Raw genomic sequence first — 22,698 nt, 5'->3', positions numbered from 1 at the left:
TCAGATCACCCGCACCGCCAGCCCGGACTCCGCCCGCTTGAGCGCATCCATGATCTGGCTATCCGTGAACTTCGACTCTTCATTGCGTAGAACTCCCTTTGCTGGAAATTCTACTTCCGATCCCGCTTACTGGCCGGGGGTATTAGCATGTCAGGACGAACCCTTACCGATCATACGTCAAATGTCGCAAGGCCCGTAATTTGAATAGTTGAGTTCTCCCGGGGAACCGCGATCCAGTCCAGTCGACTGAATACGAAAATCGTGTAACCCAATTCTCGTAGCAATTTTGCAAGGTTTTCAGAATCGTTCTTTGCGTATTCGAGATAGATCGGCGGGCGGAATTTTGTGATCAGATTCCGGGCGCCTTCCAAGACGTCAATTTCCATTCCCTCCACGTCGATCTTCATGAAATCGACCCTGGGCAGGTCAAGGCTGTCCAGCGTAATCAGCGGAACTGTTTCTTGACTCTGGTCCCACTTCGGCAACTGTCCGATATTTTCGTTCTGGCGTCCTTGCCCGAGCTCGATGCCGCTGAAACTGGATGGCACGGAATAGTCGATGGCAGGCATCGATAGCTGGCCCAGCTTCGAACTGACTGCGGCGAGATGACAGTGCACGTTCTGATAACTGTTCAGCGCGACATTGCCCGCCAGCATTTGAAACAGGATGCGTTGCGGTTCGAAGGCATGAACGATGCCACCCTTGGCTTCACAGGCCCGCGCGAATTCCAGCGTATGGACGCCGATATTGGCGCCGACATCGAGTACGACGCAGCCAGGAGGTAACAGGTTGACAATATCGCGCACGAAGCCGATTTCGCGCGGATCGTATCCACCTTCCTCCAGCAGCGCGACACCGACGCCAAAGGAGAACGCGGCCTCATTGCGGTTGACCACCATCAGACCATGCGGCGTCGGGATCAGGACATTGTTCAATTTCTTTTTCATGGTGTCAGGTGTAAGTAAGTGTCAGATACATGTCGCAGCAGAACGCGTTGACGCGAGCCGCGACGCAGCTATCGAATCGGAACAATCTTCACGGTAGCGGGCAGGTATGGAGTGACGTTCCACGGCAGCAGCTCGTCGATGCGGTTGACCGGATGATCCGCAAAACGCTCGATGACGTAGTGCAGGTAGGCCTCGGGGTCGATCCCGTTCAGGCGAGCCGAGCCGATGACACCACACCATACATCGCGGCTGCGCGTTCGCCACCTGAATCTGTACCGGCGAATAAATAATTTCGCCTTCCGATGGCGACTCCGCGCAGGGCGCGCTCGGCAATCAGGTCGTCGATCTCCGCCCGGCCGTCCTTGCAGTAATAGACGGGCGCCGGCCAACGCTTGAGCGCGTAGCGGTTCGCTTTCGTTGTATCCGATTTCGCGGATAGCAAGGCAAGCGTTTGCTCGAACCAGCGCTTCATGTCGTCGAGCAGCGACACCGCCTATGCCTGGCGCCCGCGCTGGCGTTCGTCCGGCGGCTTGCCGCGGATCTGCTCCTCGATCCTGTCGAGCACGCCGATGCGGTGCAGCGCCTCCTCCGTCACCGCATTGGGGTGCACCGCGTGCAGATCGTGGGTCTTTCGGCGCGCGTGCGCCATGCAGGCGGTTTCTACGATGCGCTCGCCGCGATACAGCTCAGCGTAGCCGGCGAAGGCATCAGCCTGCAGCACTCCGGTGAAGTCGGCCAGATGTTGCTGAGGATGCTCGCCGCGCCGGTCAGACGTATACGCGAACCAGACCGCCGGCGCCTCGATCGAGGCGCTGTTGCGATCATCGCGAACGTAAACCCAGAGGCGTCCTGTCTTCGAGCGGCCATCTCCGGGCACCAACACCGGTAGCGGCGCATCATCGCCGTGTACCTTGCCGCCACCAGGCACGTAATGCCGGATGGCCTCGACCAGCGGGTTAAGCAGCCACGTGAGCGCTCCCGCGGCGGCACCCTCATTGGCCATCAGGTCTTCAAGCTTCAGTTCCATCTGTCCGATCTGGCGATCAAGCTTCTCCGGCTTTCGGCCGAACTGCATGCGGCGCAGCTTGGCAAGCTTCAACTTCAGGTGCTCTATCTCAATGGCGCATGACGAGAGCCGTTCCTGCAGTTCGGCGACCTGTGCGTCGCGTTTACGCACAACCTCATCGCGAGCGGACACCATTGCCTTCGCGTGTCAATGTCATCGGGCAGAGCTGACGTGCAAGGAGCCATGAAGGCAGTTTACGGGCGCTCCGCCAATACCGGAACACTGCTTGACCATCGTTTACAAAGCGCTGCGTCGGGGCACTGCCGAATTGCTCCAGAAGTTCGGCGGGAATGGCCAGTAGTTCTGCCGGCGGGGTCTTCGGTTTGCGAGGCATATCTTCTTCTGGGAAGAATCATATGCCTTGAACACGAAAATGCTGACAGGTTCGACAGGCCCGCGTAAGCCGATCAACTACCCACTCCAATCGCCCTGGCTCGTCCACCTGCCGAACAAGTTGACAATGCCTCGGTTGATGACTACCGTCGGCAAAACGGTGTTCGTAGCATGGAGACTTTCAATTTGTTATTCCGTTATCCTATGCAATTGCCTGCAACAACGTGACCAGTGCCCATCGTGCACGTGATGGTTCCGACGATTCCCGCATCATGCCTCCAGAACAACCGATTTTCGCGACCGCATTAGATGCTCATCTGGCCAACCGCCTCAATGAGGCTGAACGTGGTTACCGCGCAACACTCGAGCTCGATCCGCATCATGTCGATGCACTCCATCTTCTCGGTGTCATCCTCGCGACGCGAGGAGCCTGGATCGAGGCGGAAGCGTTGCTTCGCCGCGCGATCGCGTTGCACGAGGACGCGAACTACCTTGCCAACCTCGGCAATCTGCTGCTGAAGCGCGGTCGCGTGCTGGAAGCCGAGGTCGTTTGTCGCCGCGCCGTCGAAGTCGGGCCAGGCTGCACAAGCGCGCACCTCAATCTTGCCGAGACGCTGGCAGCGCTTGCACAGGTCGAAGAGGCCGAGGGTCGATATCGCCGTGTAATCGAACTCGATCCGCGGTCGCTCACCGCGCGCAACAATCTCGCCACGCTGCTGATGGACCAGCGCCGGTTCGACGAAGCGGCGCGTGTGTACCGCGACGTACTCGAGATCGACGGCACGTATGTCCATACGCTGTACAACTTCGGCCTGATGCTGCTACGCAGCGTGCAACTGACCGAGGCAGAAACGATGTTCCGGCGAGCGCTCGCCGTCCAACCCGATCACCGTGACGCGGTGCACAATTTGGGCACGACGTTCAGGCTCGCCGGACGTTACGATGAGGCGGAAGTGGCTTATCGCCAGGCGTTGGCACTCGCGCCCGATTGGGCGGACGCACAGTGGAATCTCGGTACTTTGCTGCTCAGTCAAGGCCGGCTTGCGGAAGGCTGGCCACTAGCCGAAGCCCGCTATTCGCCGCAGCGCGAGCCGCAGGACTTGCCGCCACCGGCCGATACGCAGCAATGGCGCGGCGAATCGCTCGAAGGGAAGACGCTCGTTGTCTGGTACGAGCAGGGCTACGGCGACTGTGTTCAGTTCGTACGCTATGTACCGCTGCTGCGAACGCGCGGTGTGCGCAAACTGACGATACTCTGTCCCGAAGCACTCAAGCCACTCGTTGCGACCGTCAACGGCGTCGACGACGTCAAAACGCGTAGCGATCACGTGGAGCCGCACGATTACTGGGTATATCCATTGAGCTTGCCGCTGCTCTTCGGCACGACGCTTGACACCATTCCGGCCGCGCTGCCGTATCTGCACGCGTTGCCGGAGCGCATCGAGCATTGGCGGGCGCGCATCGAGACGAGCGCGGGGCTCAAGATTGGCCTTGTGTGGAAAGGCTTCGCCGATAACCAGCATGACGCGACACGTTCAGTACCGTCGCTCGCGCCGCTCGCACCTTTGTGGAGCGTTCCTGGCGCGACATACTTCAGCCTGCAAAAAGGCCAGGGAGAAGACGAAGCCGCTTCACCGCCTGCTGGACAGCCCGTCGTGGATCTCGGCTCGTCGATTCGGGACTTTGCCGACACGGCTGCAATCATTGCACAACTCGATCTGCTGATTTCTGTCGATACTGCCGCGGCACACGTTGCGGGCGCGATCGGCAAGCCATGCTGGCTGATGCTCCCGTGCGACTGGACCGACTGGCGTTGGTTGCTCGAGCGGGCAGATTCGCCGTGGTACCCGGGTGTGATGCGTCTCTTCAGGCAAGCGCGCGAGGACCAGGACTGGTCAGGCGTGGCGCAACTCATGGCGGACATGTTGCGCGGCTGGAGCGTCTGATTCGCCTCGGAGCTACCTCGGGATAGACATGGTCCGGCCGGCGTTGTCACGCTAACGGAGTATGTTCGCAAGGCGCCGGAAGTTGGTAGGCATGAGGCCAGTAGCGTCTGCGAACGCTCGATGACACATGCCATGATGTTCGGTGAAGGACGCGAATGACTGGTTGAACCCAAGATAGGGGTTTGGGACAGAGTGATTCAGACAGTCGCGATCCCGCCGAAACGGCAAATCAGCGGTGCTGCTTCGGCCGCTTGCGTGAAATACGCAAACGTCGGCGCTGCGAAGAGACCGTCGATGCTGACCTGGTCGGAAACCATATATCCATTTCCGTCGCTCAGCCTCTCAAGTCCGGCTAAACACGGTGATGCAAGTGGCAAGGCGGTCTCGATCGTTCCGTTGATCACCTTCCTTGGCAGCAACGACGCGTTACCCGTGAAAAACGGGGGGCACCCACAGCTTCGATCAAAGACGCCAAGAATCGAGATCGATCCTTGATTCAAGGGGCGACCACCGCAATTCTCCGGCTCACCGCGATGAATTCGGGGTCTTCGAACAACTGATGCAGAAGACTCTGAAAAATCGCAGTCGTCTGCATCATCCCGTCTTGCGCAGCCAGCACGCCAATGAACTGTACCTGCCACTTCGTTTGTGCGCGCAGCACCTTGTCGTAAATAACCTCCCGCCCATCCGACACGATAAATCGCCCCGCGAGATCGGCATGTCCGTCCAGCACGTGGACATCGGACAAGGACACGGTCAAGACGGCCGGGGCATCGACTGAATAAAGTCCCGCCGATGCGAGCTCAATGCGAAGCGCCTCTTTCAAATACGAGGTCCATGACCCGTCCGCTGGTGCCGCGACACTCAATGATCGAACCTGCGTCTGAATATCAGTAGGCTCTGCCCCACGTGCTACCTGATAGTGTGCCGTGCGTGGAATCTTCTCCAATGCCATCTGGTTTGCAATACTGAGCTGATAGCTTGGTGCAGGTTGCGTGACGCATCCTCCGCACGCAGCCAATATGCCTGCGAACAGCACGAATTTGCCACGGGGCAATTCACGTCTCCATCGAGGTAGTGTGCAAAGCATCACTGTGCAAGATCAGAAGCTTGGTCGATTTGCTCGAGGCTCTTCCCGACTATCTGACGCAACATTGTCGCCGACGCCTCTTGAACTGACATCTGCTGCAAACCTTCCGGACCGGAGGCATTGCCGATCGTCGTGTGAATTGCATGCTTGACCGTTGTGGTCACGGGATCATGTCCAGGTTCGAGGTAATTTGTCGTGCAGACGTAGCCGTCGGTCACCATGGTGCCTACCAGGCCAAGGGTAAGGCCCGTCCCGAAGCCTTTCGCCGCTACATTATCGGTCAACGGAATGTTGTTGACCGTAATCGAAAGCTTGCGTCCTGACGGGACCGGATCATACGAGACTCGACTAAACAACCCGGATTGTGAAACTTGCTCGAAGACACGTGGACGCAATGCTTCCGTTACACGAGCATTTGCAACACCTTTTGTTTGAAACTCAACGAGTAGCTGGATTGGCTGAGGGGTTTCTGATTTTTTAAAATCGGCATAATGCGGTTCGCCAAGCGATTTATCAACATACGAATGTGGCGCCAGGCAAGCAGACAATGCCAACGTCATCCCGATGGAAATCGCGAATCGGGTGATGCGGATTTTTTCGATCATATCGGTTAATTTTTTAATTTAAATGTCGAGAAGGCAAGTGGTCATGCCGAATGCGATCATTCGACGATGAACACCCTGTATCCATCATCCAAATCCACCGGGCGGGAAAATTCATTGAAAGATCGAATCAGCAACCTCCCCGTTATGATTGCCGCTGACGCAATCCGCCCGTCCGTAAATCCTACTCGATCGTTACATTTTGTTGCACGATTCAATCATCAAATATTGTCAGGTCCGGCACGACATGGCACCTGTGGAGTTGAGGGCGCCATGCGCCTGGCGGCGCTTACCCGTCTATGAAGTTCTGGTCAGCCCGGTCAGTCTCCATACTGGATCGAAGGTTCTCGACGACGTGCGTAAATGCTGCAGACAATAGTCAACGATCCAGGCGCCGATCACCACGAGATTGCCCAAGACACGTATGACCAACGCCCTCGTCATTGAGTGCACAGAATCACGACTGATGCCGCTTCGGATTCCACGCCTTGTGGACGAACTCGAGGCGGTTGCCGTCGAAGTCGGCGATGTTGGCGGCATAGTAGCCGGGCGCAAAATACGTGCGATCCGCCGGTTTTCCCTCATCCGTGCCGCCGGCCTGGATGGCGGCTGCGTACGCCGCGTCGACCAGTTCATTGCTGTCGCAGACGATCCCGAGATACAGCCCGGTTTCGCCGGGGTTGCGCCGGCGTAGCCAGATGCTCGAGCCGACGGCATTGCCCTTGCCGTACACGTCATCACCGATGCCGTAGAGATCGGGGACGCCTGCCGGCCCCGAAGCGGCTTGGTAATTGCCGAATACGCGCCAACCGAGCGGCCGCAGGGCTTCGGTGTAGAACGCCAGTGACTTGTCGATGTCGGTGACGGAGAGGTAGACGTGGTCGATCATGATAGGAGCTGGAATCTAGTTGGGTTGGCTTGCAGTGGCATTTGACGATAGCAGACCGGGCATGCTCCGCGCCAGTCCGGGCATCGACCTGCGAGCCGAATCGTCGGAGATCCGACCCGATGTGTTGACCGGGCCGCTCATGGCCCGCCGAGGCAGGATGCAATCGACTGCGGCGGGCGCGTTTCGATCGTTCGGGGCGGGAACCCCGTCAGACCTCATTGCGGCGACAGAAACGCGTCCGGGCCGGATACGTCACGACATCAGGAGGCAAGATCCGGAGTCCATGGGGTATGAATCGCAAGCACGAAGGTCGTCACTCGGACGCCGCCGGCTGCTCGTTACCCTGCGCGGTACCGCATTGATGGCAATGCGGGAAGAAAAAGAAATTCCGGCCGCCGCATCCGCATACGTTGAAAAGCCTCAATCCGCAATGCACGCAGAACGTGGAGTCGTCGCCGCCCAGATTCCATTGCTTGTCGCATGACGGGCAGCGTTTTTTTTCGAGTGAGCGAACGGCCTTTTCGTATCCGATCGTGCGTGCGCGCACGCCCTGATCCTGCTGCAGCTCGAGTCGCTTGCGTTCGACATAGCGCTGGAAGGCCTTCATCATGTAAATGCCGGCGAACACCGTGAGCGCGATCCCGACCAGTACCCGGACATAGCCGCCGAAATTCGGCAAATACGGAACCAGCTCGATGAAGAAGGCGCTCAGTGCGAACAGCCCGAAACCGTACACGAAAGGCCAGTAGCGCACCTTGCGATAGCGGATGAACAGCCAGATCGCAATCAGCAGGATCGGCAACGTCAGCGCAAGCCGCAGCCCGAACACCTGCAACTCGTAATGCCGGGTCGCGTCGTCGAAGCGCCGTTCGGCTGCTGCGTCCGCGTCGGCGATCTGCGTGTCCACCTGCGTCTGCTGCGCCGCCAGCGCCCGTTGCTGGTCGTCGATCGCATCGATCTGATGCTGCCAGTTGGTGACTACCGCCTGGAGCGTATCGAGCTGGCGAGTTCTTGCCAGGATGTCCGGGTCCCGCGCGCCGTCTCCCGTGACCGAACGGGTGGCCAGCCAGTTGCGGAAACTTTCCTTCTCCGCCGCATACTCCTTGGCGGCACGTCCGCGGGCCACCTCCATTGCGTCGGCTTTCTCGGCCAGCGTGTCGTGCCGCGCCTGCAGGTCACGCCGCGTTGCGTCCAGCCGCGCTTTCGCCGGAGCATCCGCGAATTGCTCGATGGCGGGCGGCCCGCCGCCCGGCGCGAACGCCATGTCGCGGATCACGAGACTGCCGAGCATGTTCAGAAAGACTGCAAAGACGATCGCTATCGCCCACGATGCGAGTCGCAGGAGGCGTGCCGGACTGGTCAGGCCGTCGCTGGAAGTCATCATTGTTTCTTGCCTTTTTTGAATGGTTATAAGAACGCACGGATGCGAACAACGACTTCGATCTCATTCTGAAGCCACCGGCCTGCGTCGCCGGCGTTGTACATCCGGTCGGGCCGGCGCCGGGATGAAACGCGGCCGACTCATCGAACCGCCGAAGCAATGCATGGGTAGTTTCGGTCGCTGATTGCGTCAAACCTGAACGCGCCGGATAGGAGAAACGTCGAGGGCGGTTGATGTTGTCCATTGCGGCATTCATACACGGTTCTTCCGCAGAGGGCGCGTCGACCCGGGCTCGATGACGGCCTCTGCCGCAAACCGCGATTCCATACCGGGTAATATCGCTCAGGTTCGTCGTCAGGTAGCGGTGTCTTGAGAGATCGAAGCGATTGTCGGCGATTCCAGAACCAATGTCGAACGCCCGTCGCAGGTTCACGGTGCCGCTCCGGGATATTCCGGCGGAGCAGTGTCACGGGTCGAGGATCGAGGCCACAACCGTTATCGAAACAAGCCATGGACAACGCCCGCCAGTTTCCCGATTTCGATGTCGAAAAGTTCGTCGATTTGCTGCGTACCGGCTATCCGTCGAACGACGAGGCGGACTTCGAGCTTCCCGACGCCTGTCTGAAGCAATGCACGGGCGCCCAGGGCGAGGTGCTGCCGGACAGGTTCGACGCGATCGCGATTGAACTGGCTCGCGGGTACCATCGCGGCCAGCTCCCGTACGCGTTCTGTGACGAAGTCGTCAATCTGCTGGTCGGGCGGCTGTATGCCGACGCACTTGTCGATCGCGATACCTGGCCCGCGCTGTTCTGGGAAGTGTATTTGGCTTTCGATGCAGGCGAATATTTCCGGCCGGGCGAGCGTGACATCGATCCGGTCGAAAAATATACCCGGCCGCTCATCGAGGAAATCGTCGGGAAAGTGAGCCCCGGTTGCGCCAGCGTCGTCGGTAAGCCCGCCGGTTCGTAAGGCCGGGTCATCGCCCCGATTTCCTGCAGGAGATTGTTTTCCTGCAGTGTGCCGAATGCGATCCGTTCTCCGTGCGGCATGCCGTGCGTTTTGCGCGGGACGGTCAGGCCATCGCGAATCCAGTGACCCATCGAGCCCTCGCAATTTCCGAAGCCGCTGCTACCGGGCAATGCGTTGGCTTCGACGATGTATCCCACCGCAGCGTTGCACCGGCCCGATTTCACGGCTAACTGGAGCGTGCCTGCCAGGTATTGGGCGGACAGCGCGACCGGGAAGCGCCTAACCTTGTATCGAATAGCCGCCGTCCACCGGGATGACCGCACCGGTAATGAAGTCGCACTCGCTGGAGCACAGCGCGACCGCGATGCCGGCGAGATCCTGCGGCTTGCCCCAGCGACGCTGCGGCGTGCGGCTCAGCACGCGTTCTTCGAGGTCGGGGAAGAGCCGCCTGGCTTCGGCAATCAGATCGGTTTCGATCCAGCCGGGCAGCAGCGTGTTTACCTGGATGTTGTCGGGCGCCCATTCGACGGCCCACGCCTTGCCGAGCTGCACGATGCCGCCCTTGCTGGCCGCGTATGCGGAACCGTAGGTCGTACCGAACAGCGAGAGCATCGAGCCGATGTTGACGATCTTGCCGCCGCCCGCGCGAACGAAGGCGCCGTGGATGGCCTGGGCGCAGTAGTGCGCGCCGCTGAGGTTCGTATCGACGATGCGATGCCAGTCCTCGACCGTCAGCTCGTGCGCCTGCTTGCGGATGTTCATGCCGGCATTGTTCACGAGGATGTCGAGGCCTCCGAAATGACGCTCTGCCTGTGCCATGGCCTCGACGCAGTCGTCGTATCGTGTGATGTCGGCCTGGATGAACCGGCCGCTTGCGTGGCCGCGGGGCAACGAAGCCAGGGCGGTTTGGCCCTTCTCGGGATCGCGTCCGACGAGTGCGACACGTGCGCCGGCCGCAGCCATGCCTTGCGCGATGCCAAACCCGATGCCGCTCGCGCCACCGGTGATGACGGCTACCTTTTCCGAAAGATCGAACATGCCTGTCTTCGTACGAACCTGTCGATATGGTAAGGCCGTCAGCATAGCCGCGCCCCGTGCGGTACGGGGCGCGTGAAATCGCGATATTTTCGAAGGCGGAGCATGCGTTTTTAGAATGCTCGAGTTCTCGGCTTCGATGCGTCAGACGCTGCCGCTTTTCTTCAAGCGCATTGCGCTGACGATGCATCCGAGCAGTGCGCAGGCGCCGCCCAGGCCTACCGCCATGCGCGATCCCGATGCAGGCCACCAATGAAAACATCGGGCGACCAGCCCGGCTCCGAGTGTCTGCCCCATCAGCCGCGAGATGGCCACGATGGCGCTTGCGCCGCCGCTGCGCGCGGTAGCCGCACCGCTCATGATTTCTCGCATGTTCGGCGACTGGAACATTCCGAACCCGATCCCGCACACGCCGAGACGGGCGGCGATTCCCCAGCTGGACACGCCGGTGCTCATCGTCGCGAGCGACGCCATCCCGAGCGTCAGGAGGGCCAGCCCCACACTGCAGAGCAACCCGGATGGATAGCGATCGCTGAGCGGGGCGACGACGATCGCCATGACGGCCACGAGCAGAGGCCATGCGGCGATCACGAAGCCGGTTCTGGTGACCGGCATGCCAAAGGCGCCTTGAAGGAGGAACGGCAGGGAAACCAGCGCCAGCGACTGGGTGGCGAACGCGCAAATGGACGTCAGCGAAGACAGTCTCACGACCCGGATCGCCATGAGATCGACTGCGAGCATCGGCGCGGGATGGCCGCGCTGCTTGCGCATCAGCACTACGGCGCATGCGAGCGACGCGAGCATGCAGAGGATCGCCGGGAGGCTTCCGCCGCCGTTCTCCAGCATGCAGACGCCGAACATCAAAAGCCCGAGGAATGCGGTGCACAACGCGGCAGAGACTGATTCGAAGCGATGCCTTCCACCGGCGACATCCGGAAGATAAAGGGCTGCGAGCCCGATTGCCGCCGCGGCGACAGGCACGTTGACGCGAAACAGCCAGTGCCAGCTCGCGAACGCGAGGATCGACGAGGCGACGACCGGGCCGAGCGTGAAGCCGATGGCGACGACCAGAGCGTTCGTACTCAGGCCGCGCCCGAGCCTCGTTGGCGGATGGATGTGACGAATGAATGCGGCGATGACACTCATGATCGCGGCCGCGCCCACACCTTGCATCGCGCGTCCGGCGACGAGCAGCGCGAGCGTCGATGCGCCGCCGCAGATCGCCGACGCGATACCGAACAGTGCGAGGCCTCCTGTGAATACCCGTCGGTATCCCATGGACTCGCCGAGCGCGGCAAACGGCAATAGCGTCGCGATCATCGCAATCTGGTACGCGTTGGTCACCCAGATGATCGTCGCGTCGCTCGCTTGCAGATCCACGGCGATTTCAGGGAGCGCCGTGTTTGCGATGGTCGTGTCGAGTGCCGCAAGAATGGCTGCCGTCATCAGGGCGGCCATGCACATGCGTCGCCGTGCGTTCGACACCATGTCCTCTTGCGCGACGGCCTCGGCCCGAGCCGGATTCGAAGTCGTGCGCGCCTGCTCGTCCAGCATCGTGCTCGTATTCATTTCACGCGCCATGTCCAGTTGAAATCGTCTGCGACCACGCCGCGCTGGATGCCCACCAGCTCGTCTCGCAGCGTGTCGGCGAGCGCTCGCCCCGGAATCCGGAATTCGCCGTCCTCGAACCGCACCGTGCCGATCGATGCGATCACGGCCGCGGTTCCGCACGCGAATGCCTCGGTCAGGCGGCCGGTTGCGGCGTCTGCCCGCCATCGATCGAAGGCGTAGGGGCGTTGTTCGACGTCGAGCCCTCGCTTCCTCGCAATGCGGATGAGGGAGTCGCGGGTGATACCCGGCAGAATCGTGCCGAGCGGAGGGGTGACCAGCACGCCGTCCACAACGAAGAAGACGTTCATTCCGCCGAGTTCCTCGATCCAGCGCCCTTCGGCGGCATCGAGAAATACGACCTGGTCGCAGTCGTGACGGTGCGCTTCCGCCTGCGCGATCAAGCCCGCCGCATTTCGCCGCGCCCGTGCCGCCTTTGGCCGCGCGCGTGTAGTGCTCCGAGACCCAGACCGCGATGGATTCTGCGCCGCCCTTGAAGTAGGCGCCGGCCGGACTGGCGATCACGCAGAACGTGAACCGGTTGGCCGGCCGCACGCCGAGGAACGACTCGGAGGCGAACATGAAAGGGCGCAGGTACAGGCTCGTGCCTTCACCCTTCGGAACCCAGGCGCCGTCCACGCGGAGCAACTGCTCGAGTGCTTCGACGAAGACAGCTTCCGGAATGGACGGCATCGTCATTCGGGTGGCCGAGGCGTTGAAACGGCGAGCGTTGTCCTCGGGCCGGAACAAGGCCACCGTCCCGTCCGGTTGCGCATAGGCTTTCATGCCCTCGAAGATTTCCTGCGCGTAATGCAGGACGGCAGATGCGGGATCGAGCGAGAACGGCTCACGAGGGCGAACCCTGGCGTCGTGCCATCCGTCTTCGCGGGTCCACTGGATCGTCACCATGTGGTCGGTAAACACCGTGCCGATCCTGGGCGCGCGTAGCGCTTCCTCGCGTGCTGCCGCCGAGGCGGGATGGATTGTCGACGTGGTCGAGAATTGCATGTTGGACACTTGAATCGTGAAGCCGGGGTTGGAACGGAGTGGCGGGGCGTCGCCGCCACGCCGGAACGCCGTGCGAGGCACGGAACAGTCGTCATGCTCCTCCGCCGGTCATTGCGCGTCCAATATCGTTTCGTCCTGGATTGATACATAATCCGTATCATGGATCTCCGCAGACTCAGATACTTCGTGGTTCTGGCCGAAACCCTCCACTTCGGCCGCGCGGCGTTGCGCCTGAATATCGCGCAGCCGCCTCTCAGCCATCAGATCCGCGTGCTCGAGGAAGAGCTCGGCGCGCGCCTGTTCGATCGGAGCAATCGTCACGTCGAGCTGACGGCGGCGGGCCTCGCACTGCTGCCGGAAGCGCGCGCGTTGCTGGCGCAAGCGGAGAAGGCCAGCACCATCGCGGCACGGGTCGAACGCGGCGAGCTGGGGGAGTTGCGAATCGGCTTCACCAGCGCGGCGGCGCTGACGCACGTGATTCCGCGCCTGATATTTGCATATCGTCGCGACTGGCCGGGGGTGCGGCTGAGTATCCGGGAACTGACGACGCAGGGGCAGTTGACGGCAATGCTTGAGCGCCGCCTCGACTTTGCGTTCGTTCGCGGCACGGTTGCCCCCGATTTGCCGTCGGCGTTCGGGACGGTGCGCCTGTTTGAAGATGCCTTTGTTGCCGCGCTCCCGCCCGAGCACCGATGCGCCGATGGCACAACTCCGCTGTCCGTCAAGGCGCTGGCCGACGAGCCGTTCGTCATGTATCCGGCGGACAGCGGCACGGGCGCGTACGAACAGGTCATGTCGATGTGCCGGCATGCGGGCTTCGCTCCCAATGTCGTTCAGGAGGCGATATCCGCCGCGACGATGGTCGGTCTGGTGGCGGCCGGGCTGGGTGTGGCGCTGGTGCCCGAATCGTTCCAGCGCATCGAAGCGACGGGCGTGGTCTTTCGTCCGTTGCGCGACAGCCAGGCCAGGTCGGCGATGTGGCTGGTGTTCCGCGCCGACGAAGTCTCCGTGCGCGAAGCGGCGTTTCTGGCGCTCGCCGGCGTCGTCAAAAAGCCGGGGCGTTCCTCGCGGTAGGGGCTTGGGTTGCGGCGCGGCAGTCTGTTGGCGTGGCCGTAATTGCCGATCGCCTTTCTGATCAAGGCAGTCGCTCGAGCGTGCCGACTCCGGCGGTGACGAGCGGCAGAAGCCGGCCGAACCCGGAACCCCGCCGACGGCCATCGCCCGATCGCGCCAGCCGGGCCCCGGACTACCGTACCGTAGTCAATCTTCCACCGATTTCCACCGATCGCCGACGTCCGGAGCGCAATATCCGGGAAGTCTCCCGGGATCTTGCCCGACCCGACGCACCGGACGATCCGGAACCAACCGCGTCCCGCCCGCTGTCCGCCATTCGCCAAAACCCGCGCGGAGCGACGCCACGCGTTCCTCCTCGCACCGGCAGCGCGCCTCTCGGCCCGTTGCGCTGTCGCAATCGTCAAGATCCGCGTCGCATGCGGATAAAACCTGCCCGCTCGCCTCGCCGTTAACCCGTTCGCACCCCATGCGTCGCGCAGGGCGACGCGGCGCGCGTCTTTCGTGATCCGGAATCCACATCCGCCGCTGGCCGTGTCCGGCCGGCGCAAGGGAACGTCATGCGAAAACAACTCACTATCCGTGGTGGACTCGTCGCGACCATCGCGGGCTATACCGCGCTGCTCGTGCTGGTGGTCGGCGCATGCATCGCGGCGCTGTACCTGGGCAACGCGTCGCTCGAAGCGATGTACCGCGACGACACGGCATCGCTGCTGCACCTGAAGACCAGCTCGGAGCGGATGCTCGTCCTGCGCGAACGGATGAGCGACGTCGCGCAGATCGTCAGCGCCGGCCAGTCGGGCAAGGAGCAGGGCGCGCAACTCCACACGCTCCTGAAGCAGGGCAACGACGAACTGGACGCCTATGCGCGCCTGCACACGCGCGACGCCGACGAGCAGGCGCTGTTCGACACGCTGCAGAATCGCCGGCGTGCGTTGCTCGACCGCGTGTTCCTGAAGGCGCTCGCACAGCTCGACGGCGACGACGCGTTCGGCTTCCTCGACACGCAGCGCACCGCGCCGCCCGCGCTGTTCGCCGCCTATCAGGACGCGATCGATGCGCTCGAATCGTTCCAGGTCGCACGCCAAAAGGCGCGCTACGACGCGGCCGGCGTTCATTTCCACCGGATCGTGTGGGGGATGGCGGCGGTCGCGGCGCTGGCGATCCTGATCGGATTCGTCGCGCAGCGCCTGCTCGCGAAGGCGATCATCGAGCCGATCAATCTCGCGGTGGGCCAGTTCGACAAGATCTCGAAAGGCGACCTGACCGGCACGGTCGTCATTTCCGGCGAAAACGAAATGGCCTATCTGCTGAATGCGCTGAAGCGGATGCAGGACGGCCTGGTCGACACCGTGAACGAGGTGCGCGCGAGCACCGAGACGATCGTCGGCGACGTGCGCACGATCGCGAGCGGCAACGTCGACCTGTCGGCGCGCACCGAGCAGCAGGCCGTATCGCTGCAGCAGGCGGCGGCGAGCGTCGAGCAACTGACGGCGGCCGTGCGCCAGAACGCGGACAACGCGCGCGACGCGCGCACGTACGTCGAGGGCGCGGCCGGGATCGCATCGCGCGGCGGCGAGGCGATGCAGCGCGTCGTCGAGACGATGTCGGCGATTTCGCACAGCTCCGCGCGGATTTCCGGCATCGTCGGCGTGATCGAGAGCATCGCGTTCCAGACCAACATCCTCGCGTTGAACGCCGCCGTCGAAGCCGCGCGCGCGGGCGAGCAGGGGCGCGGCTTCGCGGTCGTCGCGACCGAGGTTCGCGGGCTCGCGCAGCGTTGCGCGGCGGCGGCGAAGGAGATCCGCGACCTGATCGGCAATGCCGCGCGACGTGTCGAGGACGGCAGCGGCCTGGTCGCGCTGGCCGGCTCGGCGATGACCGAACTCGTGTCGGCGGTCGAGCGCGTCAATGCGATCGTGGGCGAAACCAGCCATGCGTTCGAGGAACAGTCGTCGGGCATCGAGCAGGTGAACGCCGCGGTCATCCAGATGGAGCAGGCGATGCAGCGCAACGCCGCGCTGGTCGAGGAGGCGGCCGCCGCGGCGCTGTCGCTCGACGCGCAGGGCGTGCGGCTGAGCGCGGCGGTCGCGCAGTTCCGCTTGCATGACGAGGCCGTCGTGTGACGCACGGGCGTTCGCGGCCGCACGCGGCCGTCGGTGACGGCGGCGCGGCGAGGTCGGCCGGCGCCGGCCCTGCGCCCGGTTGCGCGCATGTTCTCCACAGGGTTATGCACGGAAATTGTGGATAACTCGGGGGCGGCAAGGGCGGCGCCTGTCGCAATCCGACATCGCGCGTCGTGAATTGCTTTGCGGGAATGATCGTTTCGTGGCCGTCGCGCAAGGGAATAGCATGACGATTTCCGTCGATCGGCCGTCGCATGCGAGGCCGATCATTGCGACCGTACCGGCCCGAACATGACGACACTGAACGACTACCTCGAACAGAAGCGCGACGCGTGGCTCGCGAAAAAGGATGCCGCCCGCAACACGCCGGATCTGAAGGCCACGCCGCTGAAGGCGACCGTGCGCGCGCTGGGCCGCAGCGGCGTGCGCGAAATCCGCATTCGCGATTTCCAGGTGATCAGCGACAGCCCGCCCGATTTCGCCGGCTACAACCTCGGGCCGGCGTCGCCGGAGCTGCAACTCGGCGTACTGGGCAGTTGCCTGACGCACATCACGCTGATCCAGGCCGCGGAGCGGGGCCTGAAGATCGACGCGATCGAAGTCGAGGTGACGGGCGACCAGCATCCGCTCGCGCAGCAGCCGGGCTTCGAGCATGTGCCGATCTTCCCGCACAACCTGCGCTACACGCTCGATATCGTGTCGCCCGAATCGCCGGAAACGATCCGGGCGCTGCATCGGGCGGTCGAGGCCGTGTGCCCGATCTTCAACCTGCTGAGATTGCCGCAGACGATCGAAAGCGAGCTGCGGCACACGCACGGCTGAAGCGCGCAGGTGCGCCGGCGCGTCGGGTCGCGCCGCCTTTCCGGCCGGCGCGATCGCCGCGCATCCGTCACCCGATTCGCGCGGCCTGCCGAACGATCGTCCCCCGGCCGGCGAGCCGTGCGGCCCGCCGCCGGCTGGCCGTCACGCGCAGGCGGCCACGCGTTCGGCGTCGCGCTTGACCTGCTCGATGTCGCGGAACTGCGCGGCCGGATGCGCGTCGGGCAGCCGCGCCGACTCGCCGAACAGCTTCTCGCGCAGCGTGCCCGGCGCATAGGCGGTCGGGTACACGCCGCGCCGCTGCAGCTCCGGAACGAGGTGACGCACGACATCCTCGAAGGTTTCGTGCGCCACCGCGTACGCGAGGTTGAAGCCGTCCACGTCGGTGGCGGCGACCCATTCCTGCAGGATGTCGGCGACGGTCGACGCCGACCCGACGAACACCGGGCCCAGGCCGCCGATGCCGCCCCAGGCGGCCAGTTCACCGATCGTCCACGCGGTGTCGCCGCCCGACAGGTGCTCGACCGCCGACACGATCGCATTCGTCTCGACGCGCCTGACGGGATCGTCCGGCGCGTACTGGCCGAAGTCGATGCCGGTCCAGCCGGACATGAACACCAGCGAGCCGTCGTACGACACGTAGTTGCGATACTCGTCGAACTTGGCCTGCGCCTTCTCGTCGGTTTCGTCGACGATCACGGTGACGAGGTTGTAGATCAACACCTTGGCGGCGTCGCGCCCCGCGGCGGCGGCCTGCGCGCGCACGTCGGCGACGTAGCGCGCGAGCAGCGCGCGGGTCGGCGCGGCGACGAACACGCATTCGGCGTGCTGCGCGGCGAACGCCTTGCCGGGGCCGGACGCGCCCGCCTGGAACAGCACCGGTGTGCGCTGCGGCGACGGTTCGCACAGGTGGTAGCCGGGCACCTCGAAGAAGCGGCCCTTGTGGCCGATCTCGTGCACTTTCTCCGGATGCGTGAACACGCGGCCGTCGCGATCGCGGACCACCGCGCCGTCCTCCCAGCTGCCCTCGAACAGCTTGTACAGCACCTCGATGTATTCGGCCGCGACCGCGTAGCGATCGTCGTGGGTGCGCAGGCCGTGATCGCCGACGTTCTTCGCGCCGCTTTCGAGGTAGGACGTGACGATGTTCCACGCGAGCCGGCCCTTCGTGTGATGGTCGGCGGTCGACAGCCTGCGTGCGAACGTATACGGGTGCTCGAACGTCGTCGACGCGGTGATGCCGATGCCGAGATGCTCGGTGGCCATCGCGATCGGCGCGGCGAGCTGCAGCGGATCGTTGACCGGAATCTGCGCGGCCTGGTGCAGCGCGTGATAGTTGCTGCCCTTGTAGACGTCGTAGTAGCCGATCACGTCCGCGATGAAGATCGCGTCGAAGATCCCGCGTTCGAGCACGCGGGCGAGGTCGGTCCAGTAGTCGAGGTCCTTGTACTGCCACGACCGGTCGCGCGGATGGGCCCACAGTCCGGGCGACTGGTGGCCGACGCAGTTCATCTCGAACGCATTGAAGCGAATGGTCTTGCTCATCGGGCCGCTCCCGTTTCCGTTTCCACCGGCGCGCCCGGGCCGTTGCCGACCTGCCAGACGAACGGCGGCGTGCGCCCGTTGATGACCCAGTCGCCGACGATCCGCGCCTTGTAGACGAGCGGGTTGTGCGACGCCACGGTGCGCGCGTTGCGCCAGTGGCGGTCGAGCGCCGTCGTGCTGCGGGTCGCGGAAGCGCCGAGCGCGTCGAACAGGCGCGTCGCCGCGCGCAGCACGAGTTCGGACACGACGAGCTGGCTCTGCGCGGATTCGATCTCGGCCGCGACGTTGGCGTCGTGCTCGGCCGCCGCGTCGCCGCCGAAGCGCGCCTCGTAGGCCTGTTGCAGCGGCTGCGCGGCGCGCAGCGCGAGGGCGTCGGCCGCATAGGCCCATGACGCGATCTCGCCGATCACCTGCTGGAGTTGCGCGTCGTCGCCCGCGCGCGGCGCGTTGCCGTGGCTGTACACGCGGGTGCGGCGGCGGACCAGGTCGCCCGCGTCGCGCACGATCGCGCGGCCGATGCCGGCCAGCGTCGCGACGTGGAAAAGCTGGTAGAACGCGGTCTGGTATTTGAAGCGTCGTGCGAAGTCGAGCACGTCCCGCGCGTCGACCGTCGCATCCTCGAAGCGCGTGGTGCCGCTGCCGGTCGTCGTCTGTCCGAAACCGTCCCAGTCGTCCTCGCGGATCACGCCGGGCTGTGCGGTCGCGACCGCGACGATCACGTCGCTGCCGTCGTCCGCGCGTTGCGCGAACACGTCGATCCAGTCGGCGAACAGGCTGCCGGTGCTGTAGAACTTCCGGCCGTTCAGCACGAGCCGGCCGTTCCTTTCCGAGACCTTCGTGATGGTCTGGCCGAGCGTCACGTCGCCGGTTTCCGTCCACGCATTGCCGACGAGCTGGCCTTGCGCGAAGCGGCGGAACCATGTCTCGCGGTCGGCGCTCGGCGGCGCGTTCAGCCAGTCCTCGACGAACGCGAAGTGCCCGCGCAGCGCCTGCGGCAGATTGGAATCGGCGGCGGCGAGTTCGGTCAGCAGCCGGAACAGCTGCGGCAGCGACGCGCCGGCGCCGCCGTCGCGCACCGGCAGCCGCACCGCGCCGAAGCCGGCGGCCTTCAGCCAGCCGATCGCCTCGTGCGGTAGTTCGCGGCGGCGCTCGCGTTCCGCGGTGCCGGCCGCGATCCGTTCGAAGATCGGCCTGAAGCGCCCGGCCAGCGCGTCGTAATCGGTGCCGGTGGAAAGTTCGGATGCTGCGTGAGACGAAGTCATGCGGTGGTCCTTGATGGCGGGGCCGTCGATGCCGGCAGGCCAGTATAGGAAGCGCCGTGCTGACGATCCAATAACGGATTCGTACATCGTTATCGCCGCGGGGCATTACGCGGGCGAGGCGGTGCGCGATCGATGCTGCGACGTCGATCGCGCTGCTGATGCGCGGTTGTAGCGGGGTTGCGTACGGGCGGCATGCCGCATCGTTTGTCATCCGAAGGAATATCGTTGTGCGAATCGCTCGGTTTGCCCGCGCGCGGGGCGCTGCTAGATTGCGTGTTCCCGTTACTCAGCAGGAGAGCCCGATGTCAGAGACGAGCGCCACGATTCAGGAACCGCCGGCCGATACGAAAGCGCAGGCGGCCCGCGTGATCGCCGACGACGCGCAGGCCATCGAGGCCGCGCATGCGCTGGCGCAGCGGCTCGCGCAAGGCGCGGCCGAACGCGACCGGGAGCGCCGGCTGCCGCGCGACGAGATCGAATGGTTCTCGCAGTCGGGGCTGTGGGCCATCACCGTGCCGAAGGCATACGGCGGCGCGGGCGTGTCGCATGTGACGCTGACGGAGGTCGTGAAGATCGTTGCGGCAGCCGATCCGTCGCTCGGGCAGTTGCCGCAGAATCATTTCGGGCTGGTCGACGTGATCGCGCTGACCGGCACCGACGCGCAGAAGCGCCATTTCTTTTCCGAGGTGCTGAGCGGCAAGCGGTTCGGCAACGGCTTCTCGGAGAAGGGCACGAAGCACGTGCTCGACCTGAAGACGCGCGTGCGCCGGGACGGCGACGATTTCGTCGTCGACGGCACCAAGTTCTATTCGACCGGGGCGCTGTTCGCGCACTACGTGCCGGTGCTCGGCCTCGACGACGAGCGCCACGCGTGGCTCGCATATATCCGCCAGCCGGCGCCGGGGCTGGCCGTGATCGACGACTGGTCGGGCTTCGGGCAGCGGACCACGGCGAGCGGCACGGTGGTGCTCGACAACGTGCGCGTGCCGGCCTCGCACGTGCTGCCGGCCCAGCGCGTGTCGGACCTGCCGACGCTGAACGGCCCGCTGTCGCAGATCATCCAGGCCGCGATCGACGCGGGCATCGCCCGGGCCGCGCTCGACGACACGCTGGCGTTCGTCCGCACGCGCACGCGGCCGTGGGTCGACAGCGGCGTCGAGCGGGCGGCCGACGATCCGTTGACGATCCGCGAGATCGGCCACCTGCATATTCAGCTGCATGCGGCGGAGGCGCTGCTCGAGCGCGCGGCGCGCACGCTCGACGAGATCGCGGCGCGGGGCGACGTGACCGAGGACGACGTCGCGCGCGCGTCGGTGGCGGTCGGGGAGGCGAAGGTGCTGACGACCGAGATCGCGCTGCTCGCGGGCGAGAAGCTGTTCGAGCTGGCCGGCACGCAGGCGACGCTGGCCGAGCACAATCTCGACCGGCACTGGCGCAACGCGCGCACGCATACGCTGCACGATCCGGTGCGCTGGAAATATCACCTCGTCGGCAACTACTACCTGAACGGCGTGCGTCCGGCCCGCCATGCGTGGAACTGAGCCGCCGGCGACTCCACCCTCAAGGCGCGGCGACGGCAACGCCCGCCGCCGCAGCAGCCGGGTTCGTCGACGCGATCGTGGATGAACCCGCCGATGCCGTCGAAGCGCAGCCGCCGGATTTCGCCGGGGTGAACGCCGCGACGTTCTCGAAGGAGCCGGCGGTGCAATCCGGCAGCGGCCTCGCCGCGAGGCCGGTCATTGCGGCGATTCGGGCAGCGTGTATTCGAAGCGGTAGGCATGACGGCCGTTGTCGACGTCGATGGTCATCGAGCCGGCGAGCCCCAGCAACGCCCCTGTGCCGGAATCGGGCACGACGGTGATCGACTGCCGCGGCTGCCCGCGGGTCATCGTGGCACTGTGCTGCAGGACGAAGCTGCCGTGGCGGCCGCCGAGCGCGCCTTGCACCGTTTCCATCGCCACATAGCCGGCGGAGCCCTGCACGTCGCTGCGAAACGCGAGCATCTCTCCGTGGCTGACGGCTTCCAGATCGCCGTGAAACTGCTTGTCGAGCGACATGCGGCCGAGCCCGCTAGCGCCCGCGACGGGACTCAGGGGTTCGGGATTCAGCTTCACTTCAAACGGTCCGTTGGCCAGCAAGGTCATGGCGGCGCTCCTCGTCGAATGGGCATGCCGCACTATAAGCCAACCGGGTTCCGCCCGAGGTGACGGTTCGACCGATGCGAACGCGTCGCCGCCGGGCGCCGCCGTGGCTTGCTTTTTCTCGCGGCGCCTGGGGGATAATCGGCATCCCGTCCCCGACGCGTTCATTCATGACTCTCCCCGCTTTCGCACCCTTTCAGGATCTGGCCAGGACCCTGCTGGCTCACTGGAACGACACCCACGACGACGGCGCTCACGACACGTCGCATCTGCAACGCGTGTGGAAGAACGCGGCCGCCATCCAGGCCGAAGAGGGCGGCGACGCTGAAGTGCTGCTGGCGGCGACGCTGCTGCACGACTGCGTGGCGGTGGAGAAAAATTCTCCGCTGCGCGCGCAGGCATCGCGGCTGGCGGCGGAAAAGGCCCGGCAGGTGCTGACGTCGCTCGGCTGGCCCGACGCGAAGATCGACGCGGTCGCGCATGCGATCGAGGCGCACAGTTTCTCGGCCTGCATCGCGCCGCTGACGCTGGAGGCCAAGGTGCTGCAGGACGCCGACCGGCTCGACGCGATCGGGATGGTGGGCGTCGCGCGATGCTTCTATGTCGCGGGCCGGATGGGCAGCGCGCTGTACGATCCAGACGATCCGCATGCCGAGAGACGGGCGCTCGACGACACGCGATTCGCCGTCGATCACTTCCGCACGAAGCTGCTGAAGCTGTCGACCGGTTTCCAGACCGTCACCGGCACCCGTCTGGCGCTGGTTCGGCGCGATCGGTTGCACCGCTTTCTGGAAGAGTTTTCCGACGAAATCTGATGGCGCCGGCGCGGCCTGCGGATACCGTCGTCATCCGATGCACCC

The 22,698-nt window shown here is 64.2% G+C and carries 19 protein-coding genes and 1 pseudogene; 7 read left to right on the top strand and 13 right to left on the bottom strand.

The window, feature by feature from the left end; genetic code table 11:
- Positions 1-170: 170 nt before the first annotated feature.
- Complete coding sequence (locus GQ56_RS0107280) at positions 171-947, bottom strand: FkbM family methyltransferase (protein WP_034199737.1); 777 nt, start codon at positions 945-947, stop codon at positions 171-173.
- 68 nt (positions 948-1,015) lie between these two features.
- Positions 1,016-2,198, bottom strand: a pseudogene (gene tnpC / locus GQ56_RS39220) (IS66 family transposase).
- A gap of 420 nt (positions 2,199-2,618) precedes the next feature.
- On the opposite strand from tnpC, the gene GQ56_RS0107270 reads away from it, so the two are divergent.
- A complete protein-coding gene (locus tag GQ56_RS0107270; RefSeq protein ID WP_075122886.1) occupies positions 2,619-4,292 on the top strand; it encodes a tetratricopeptide repeat protein in 1,674 nt (557 codons plus the stop codon).
- A gap of 496 nt (positions 4,293-4,788) precedes the next feature.
- Here the strand turns inward: GQ56_RS0107270 and GQ56_RS44045 are convergent, their stop codons facing one another.
- The 4 genes from GQ56_RS44045 to GQ56_RS0107245 all read right to left on the bottom strand — a co-directional run bounded on the left by GQ56_RS44045 (position 4,789) and on the right by GQ56_RS0107245 (position 8,254).
- Positions 4,789-5,349: a hypothetical protein gene (locus tag GQ56_RS44045; RefSeq protein WP_152601670.1), complete on the bottom strand. Its 561-nt coding sequence runs from the start codon at positions 5,347-5,349 to the stop codon at positions 4,789-4,791.
- A 32-nt stretch (positions 5,350-5,381) separates the two neighbouring features.
- Positions 5,382-5,987 (bottom strand): hypothetical protein, encoded by a 606-nt coding sequence (locus GQ56_RS44040; protein ID WP_063962849.1) that lies wholly within the window; start codon positions 5,985-5,987, stop codon positions 5,382-5,384.
- A 454-nt stretch (positions 5,988-6,441) separates the two neighbouring features.
- Positions 6,442-6,873 carry a VOC family protein gene (locus GQ56_RS0107250; RefSeq protein ID WP_031398015.1) on the bottom strand — a complete coding sequence of 144 codons (432 nt, stop codon included), beginning with the start codon at positions 6,871-6,873 and terminating at the stop codon, positions 6,442-6,444.
- A gap of 313 nt (positions 6,874-7,186) precedes the next feature.
- A complete protein-coding gene (locus tag GQ56_RS0107245; RefSeq protein WP_031398014.1) occupies positions 7,187-8,254 on the bottom strand; it encodes a zinc ribbon domain-containing protein in 1,068 nt (355 codons plus the stop codon).
- 510 nt (positions 8,255-8,764) lie between these two features.
- Here GQ56_RS0107245 and GQ56_RS0107240 point away from each other — a divergent pair.
- A complete protein-coding gene (locus tag GQ56_RS0107240; RefSeq protein WP_031398013.1) occupies positions 8,765-9,223 on the top strand; it encodes a hypothetical protein in 459 nt (152 codons plus the stop codon).
- A gap of 279 nt (positions 9,224-9,502) precedes the next feature.
- Here GQ56_RS0107240 and GQ56_RS0107235 read toward each other — a convergent pair whose 3' ends face one another.
- The 3 genes from GQ56_RS0107235 to GQ56_RS47195 all read right to left on the bottom strand — a co-directional run bounded on the left by GQ56_RS0107235 (position 9,503) and on the right by GQ56_RS47195 (position 12,270).
- The gene (locus GQ56_RS0107235) at positions 9,503-10,261 is read right to left on the bottom strand and encodes an SDR family NAD(P)-dependent oxidoreductase (protein WP_031398012.1); all 759 of its coding nucleotides are present in this window, start codon (positions 10,259-10,261) and stop codon (positions 9,503-9,505) included.
- A 141-nt stretch (positions 10,262-10,402) separates the two neighbouring features.
- The gene (locus tag GQ56_RS0107230; protein WP_081894848.1) at positions 10,403-11,827 is read right to left on the bottom strand and encodes an MFS transporter; all 1,425 of its coding nucleotides are present in this window, start codon (positions 11,825-11,827) and stop codon (positions 10,403-10,405) included.
- Positions 11,824-12,270: an aminotransferase class IV gene (locus GQ56_RS47195; protein ID WP_407638581.1), complete on the bottom strand. Its 447-nt coding sequence runs from the start codon at positions 12,268-12,270 to the stop codon at positions 11,824-11,826. The genes GQ56_RS0107230 and GQ56_RS47195 overlap by 4 nt, the downstream gene beginning before the upstream one ends.
- A gap of 763 nt (positions 12,271-13,033) precedes the next feature.
- Between GQ56_RS47195 and GQ56_RS0107220 the strand changes: the two genes are divergently transcribed.
- The 3 genes from GQ56_RS0107220 (at position 13,034) to GQ56_RS0107210 (ending at position 16,893) form a co-directional block, all read left to right on the top strand.
- Complete coding sequence (locus GQ56_RS0107220; protein ID WP_031398010.1) at positions 13,034-13,948, top strand: LysR substrate-binding domain-containing protein; 915 nt, start codon at positions 13,034-13,036, stop codon at positions 13,946-13,948.
- A 557-nt stretch (positions 13,949-14,505) separates the two neighbouring features.
- A complete protein-coding gene (locus GQ56_RS0107215; protein ID WP_031398009.1) occupies positions 14,506-16,071 on the top strand; it encodes a methyl-accepting chemotaxis protein in 1,566 nt (521 codons plus the stop codon).
- A 291-nt stretch (positions 16,072-16,362) separates the two neighbouring features.
- Positions 16,363-16,893: an OsmC family protein gene (locus tag GQ56_RS0107210; RefSeq protein WP_031398008.1), complete on the top strand. Its 531-nt coding sequence runs from the start codon at positions 16,363-16,365 to the stop codon at positions 16,891-16,893.
- Positions 16,894-17,034: 141 nt separating this feature from the next.
- Here GQ56_RS0107210 and GQ56_RS0107205 read toward each other — a convergent pair whose 3' ends face one another.
- Positions 17,035-18,435, bottom strand: coding sequence for an LLM class flavin-dependent oxidoreductase (locus GQ56_RS0107205; RefSeq protein WP_031398007.1), 1,401 nt, complete (start codon positions 18,433-18,435; stop codon positions 17,035-17,037).
- A complete protein-coding gene (locus GQ56_RS0107200) occupies positions 18,432-19,697 on the bottom strand; it encodes an acyl-CoA dehydrogenase family protein (RefSeq protein WP_031398006.1) in 1,266 nt (421 codons plus the stop codon). The genes GQ56_RS0107205 and GQ56_RS0107200 overlap by 4 nt, the downstream gene beginning before the upstream one ends.
- A 302-nt stretch (positions 19,698-19,999) precedes the next feature.
- Between GQ56_RS0107200 and GQ56_RS0107195 the strand changes: the two genes are divergently transcribed.
- A complete protein-coding gene (locus GQ56_RS0107195; RefSeq protein ID WP_031398005.1) occupies positions 20,000-21,238 on the top strand; it encodes an SfnB family sulfur acquisition oxidoreductase in 1,239 nt (412 codons plus the stop codon).
- 19 nt (positions 21,239-21,257) lie between these two features.
- Here GQ56_RS0107195 and GQ56_RS0107190 read toward each other — a convergent pair whose 3' ends face one another.
- Together GQ56_RS0107190 and GQ56_RS0107185 are read right to left on the bottom strand one after the other, a co-directional pair.
- Positions 21,258-21,437, bottom strand: a complete 180-nt coding sequence (locus GQ56_RS0107190) for a hypothetical protein (protein ID WP_031398004.1) — start codon at positions 21,435-21,437, stop codon at positions 21,258-21,260.
- Complete coding sequence (locus GQ56_RS0107185; RefSeq protein ID WP_031398003.1) at positions 21,434-21,841, bottom strand: DUF3224 domain-containing protein; 408 nt, start codon at positions 21,839-21,841, stop codon at positions 21,434-21,436. The genes GQ56_RS0107190 and GQ56_RS0107185 overlap by 4 nt, the downstream gene beginning before the upstream one ends.
- Positions 21,842-22,008: 167 nt before the next feature.
- Between GQ56_RS0107185 and GQ56_RS0107180 the strand changes: the two genes are divergently transcribed.
- Entirely contained in the window at positions 22,009-22,653 is a 645-nt protein-coding gene (locus tag GQ56_RS0107180) for an HD domain-containing protein (protein ID WP_031398002.1), read from the top strand.
- Positions 22,654-22,698 lie beyond the last annotated feature (45 nt).

The sequence above is a fragment of the Burkholderia paludis genome, from assembly GCF_000732615.1.
Classification (GTDB): Bacteria; Pseudomonadota; Gammaproteobacteria; order Burkholderiales; family Burkholderiaceae; genus Burkholderia; species Burkholderia paludis.
This window is presented reverse-complemented; position numbering and strand designations above follow the sequence as displayed.

Coding starts and splice junctions, on each gene's coding strand:
- GQ56_RS0107185 (WP_031398003.1), bottom strand. CDS start 21,841: ATGACCTTGCTGGCCAACGGACCGTTTGAAGTGAAGCTGAATCCCGAA.
- GQ56_RS0107195 (WP_031398005.1), top strand. CDS start 20,000: ATGTCAGAGACGAGCGCCACGATTCAGGAACCGCCGGCCGATACGAAA.
- GQ56_RS0107205 (WP_031398007.1), bottom strand. CDS start 18,435: ATGAGCAAGACCATTCGCTTCAATGCGTTCGAGATGAACTGCGTCGGC.
- GQ56_RS0107240 (WP_031398013.1), top strand. CDS start 8,765: ATGGACAACGCCCGCCAGTTTCCCGATTTCGATGTCGAAAAGTTCGTC.
- GQ56_RS0107200 (WP_031398006.1), bottom strand. CDS start 19,697: ATGACTTCGTCTCACGCAGCATCCGAACTTTCCACCGGCACCGATTAC.
- GQ56_RS0107230 (WP_081894848.1), bottom strand. CDS start 11,827: ATGAATACGAGCACGATGCTGGACGAGCAGGCGCGCACGACTTCGAAT.
- GQ56_RS0107180 (WP_031398002.1), top strand. CDS start 22,009: ATGACTCTCCCCGCTTTCGCACCCTTTCAGGATCTGGCCAGGACCCTG.
- GQ56_RS0107245 (WP_031398014.1), bottom strand. CDS start 8,254: ATGACTTCCAGCGACGGCCTGACCAGTCCGGCACGCCTCCTGCGACTC.
- GQ56_RS0107220 (WP_031398010.1), top strand. CDS start 13,034: ATGGATCTCCGCAGACTCAGATACTTCGTGGTTCTGGCCGAAACCCTC.
- GQ56_RS0107270 (WP_075122886.1), top strand. CDS start 2,619: ATGCCTCCAGAACAACCGATTTTCGCGACCGCATTAGATGCTCATCTG.
- GQ56_RS0107190 (WP_031398004.1), bottom strand. CDS start 21,437: ATGACCGGCCTCGCGGCGAGGCCGCTGCCGGATTGCACCGCCGGCTCC.
- GQ56_RS0107215 (WP_031398009.1), top strand. CDS start 14,506: ATGCGAAAACAACTCACTATCCGTGGTGGACTCGTCGCGACCATCGCG.
- GQ56_RS0107235 (WP_031398012.1), bottom strand. CDS start 10,261: ATGTTCGATCTTTCGGAAAAGGTAGCCGTCATCACCGGTGGCGCGAGC.
- GQ56_RS44040 (WP_063962849.1), bottom strand. CDS start 5,987: ATGATCGAAAAAATCCGCATCACCCGATTCGCGATTTCCATCGGGATG.
- GQ56_RS0107280 (WP_034199737.1), bottom strand. CDS start 947: ATGAAAAAGAAATTGAACAATGTCCTGATCCCGACGCCGCATGGTCTG.
- GQ56_RS0107210 (WP_031398008.1), top strand. CDS start 16,363: ATGACGACACTGAACGACTACCTCGAACAGAAGCGCGACGCGTGGCTC.
- GQ56_RS0107250 (WP_031398015.1), bottom strand. CDS start 6,873: ATGATCGACCACGTCTACCTCTCCGTCACCGACATCGACAAGTCACTG.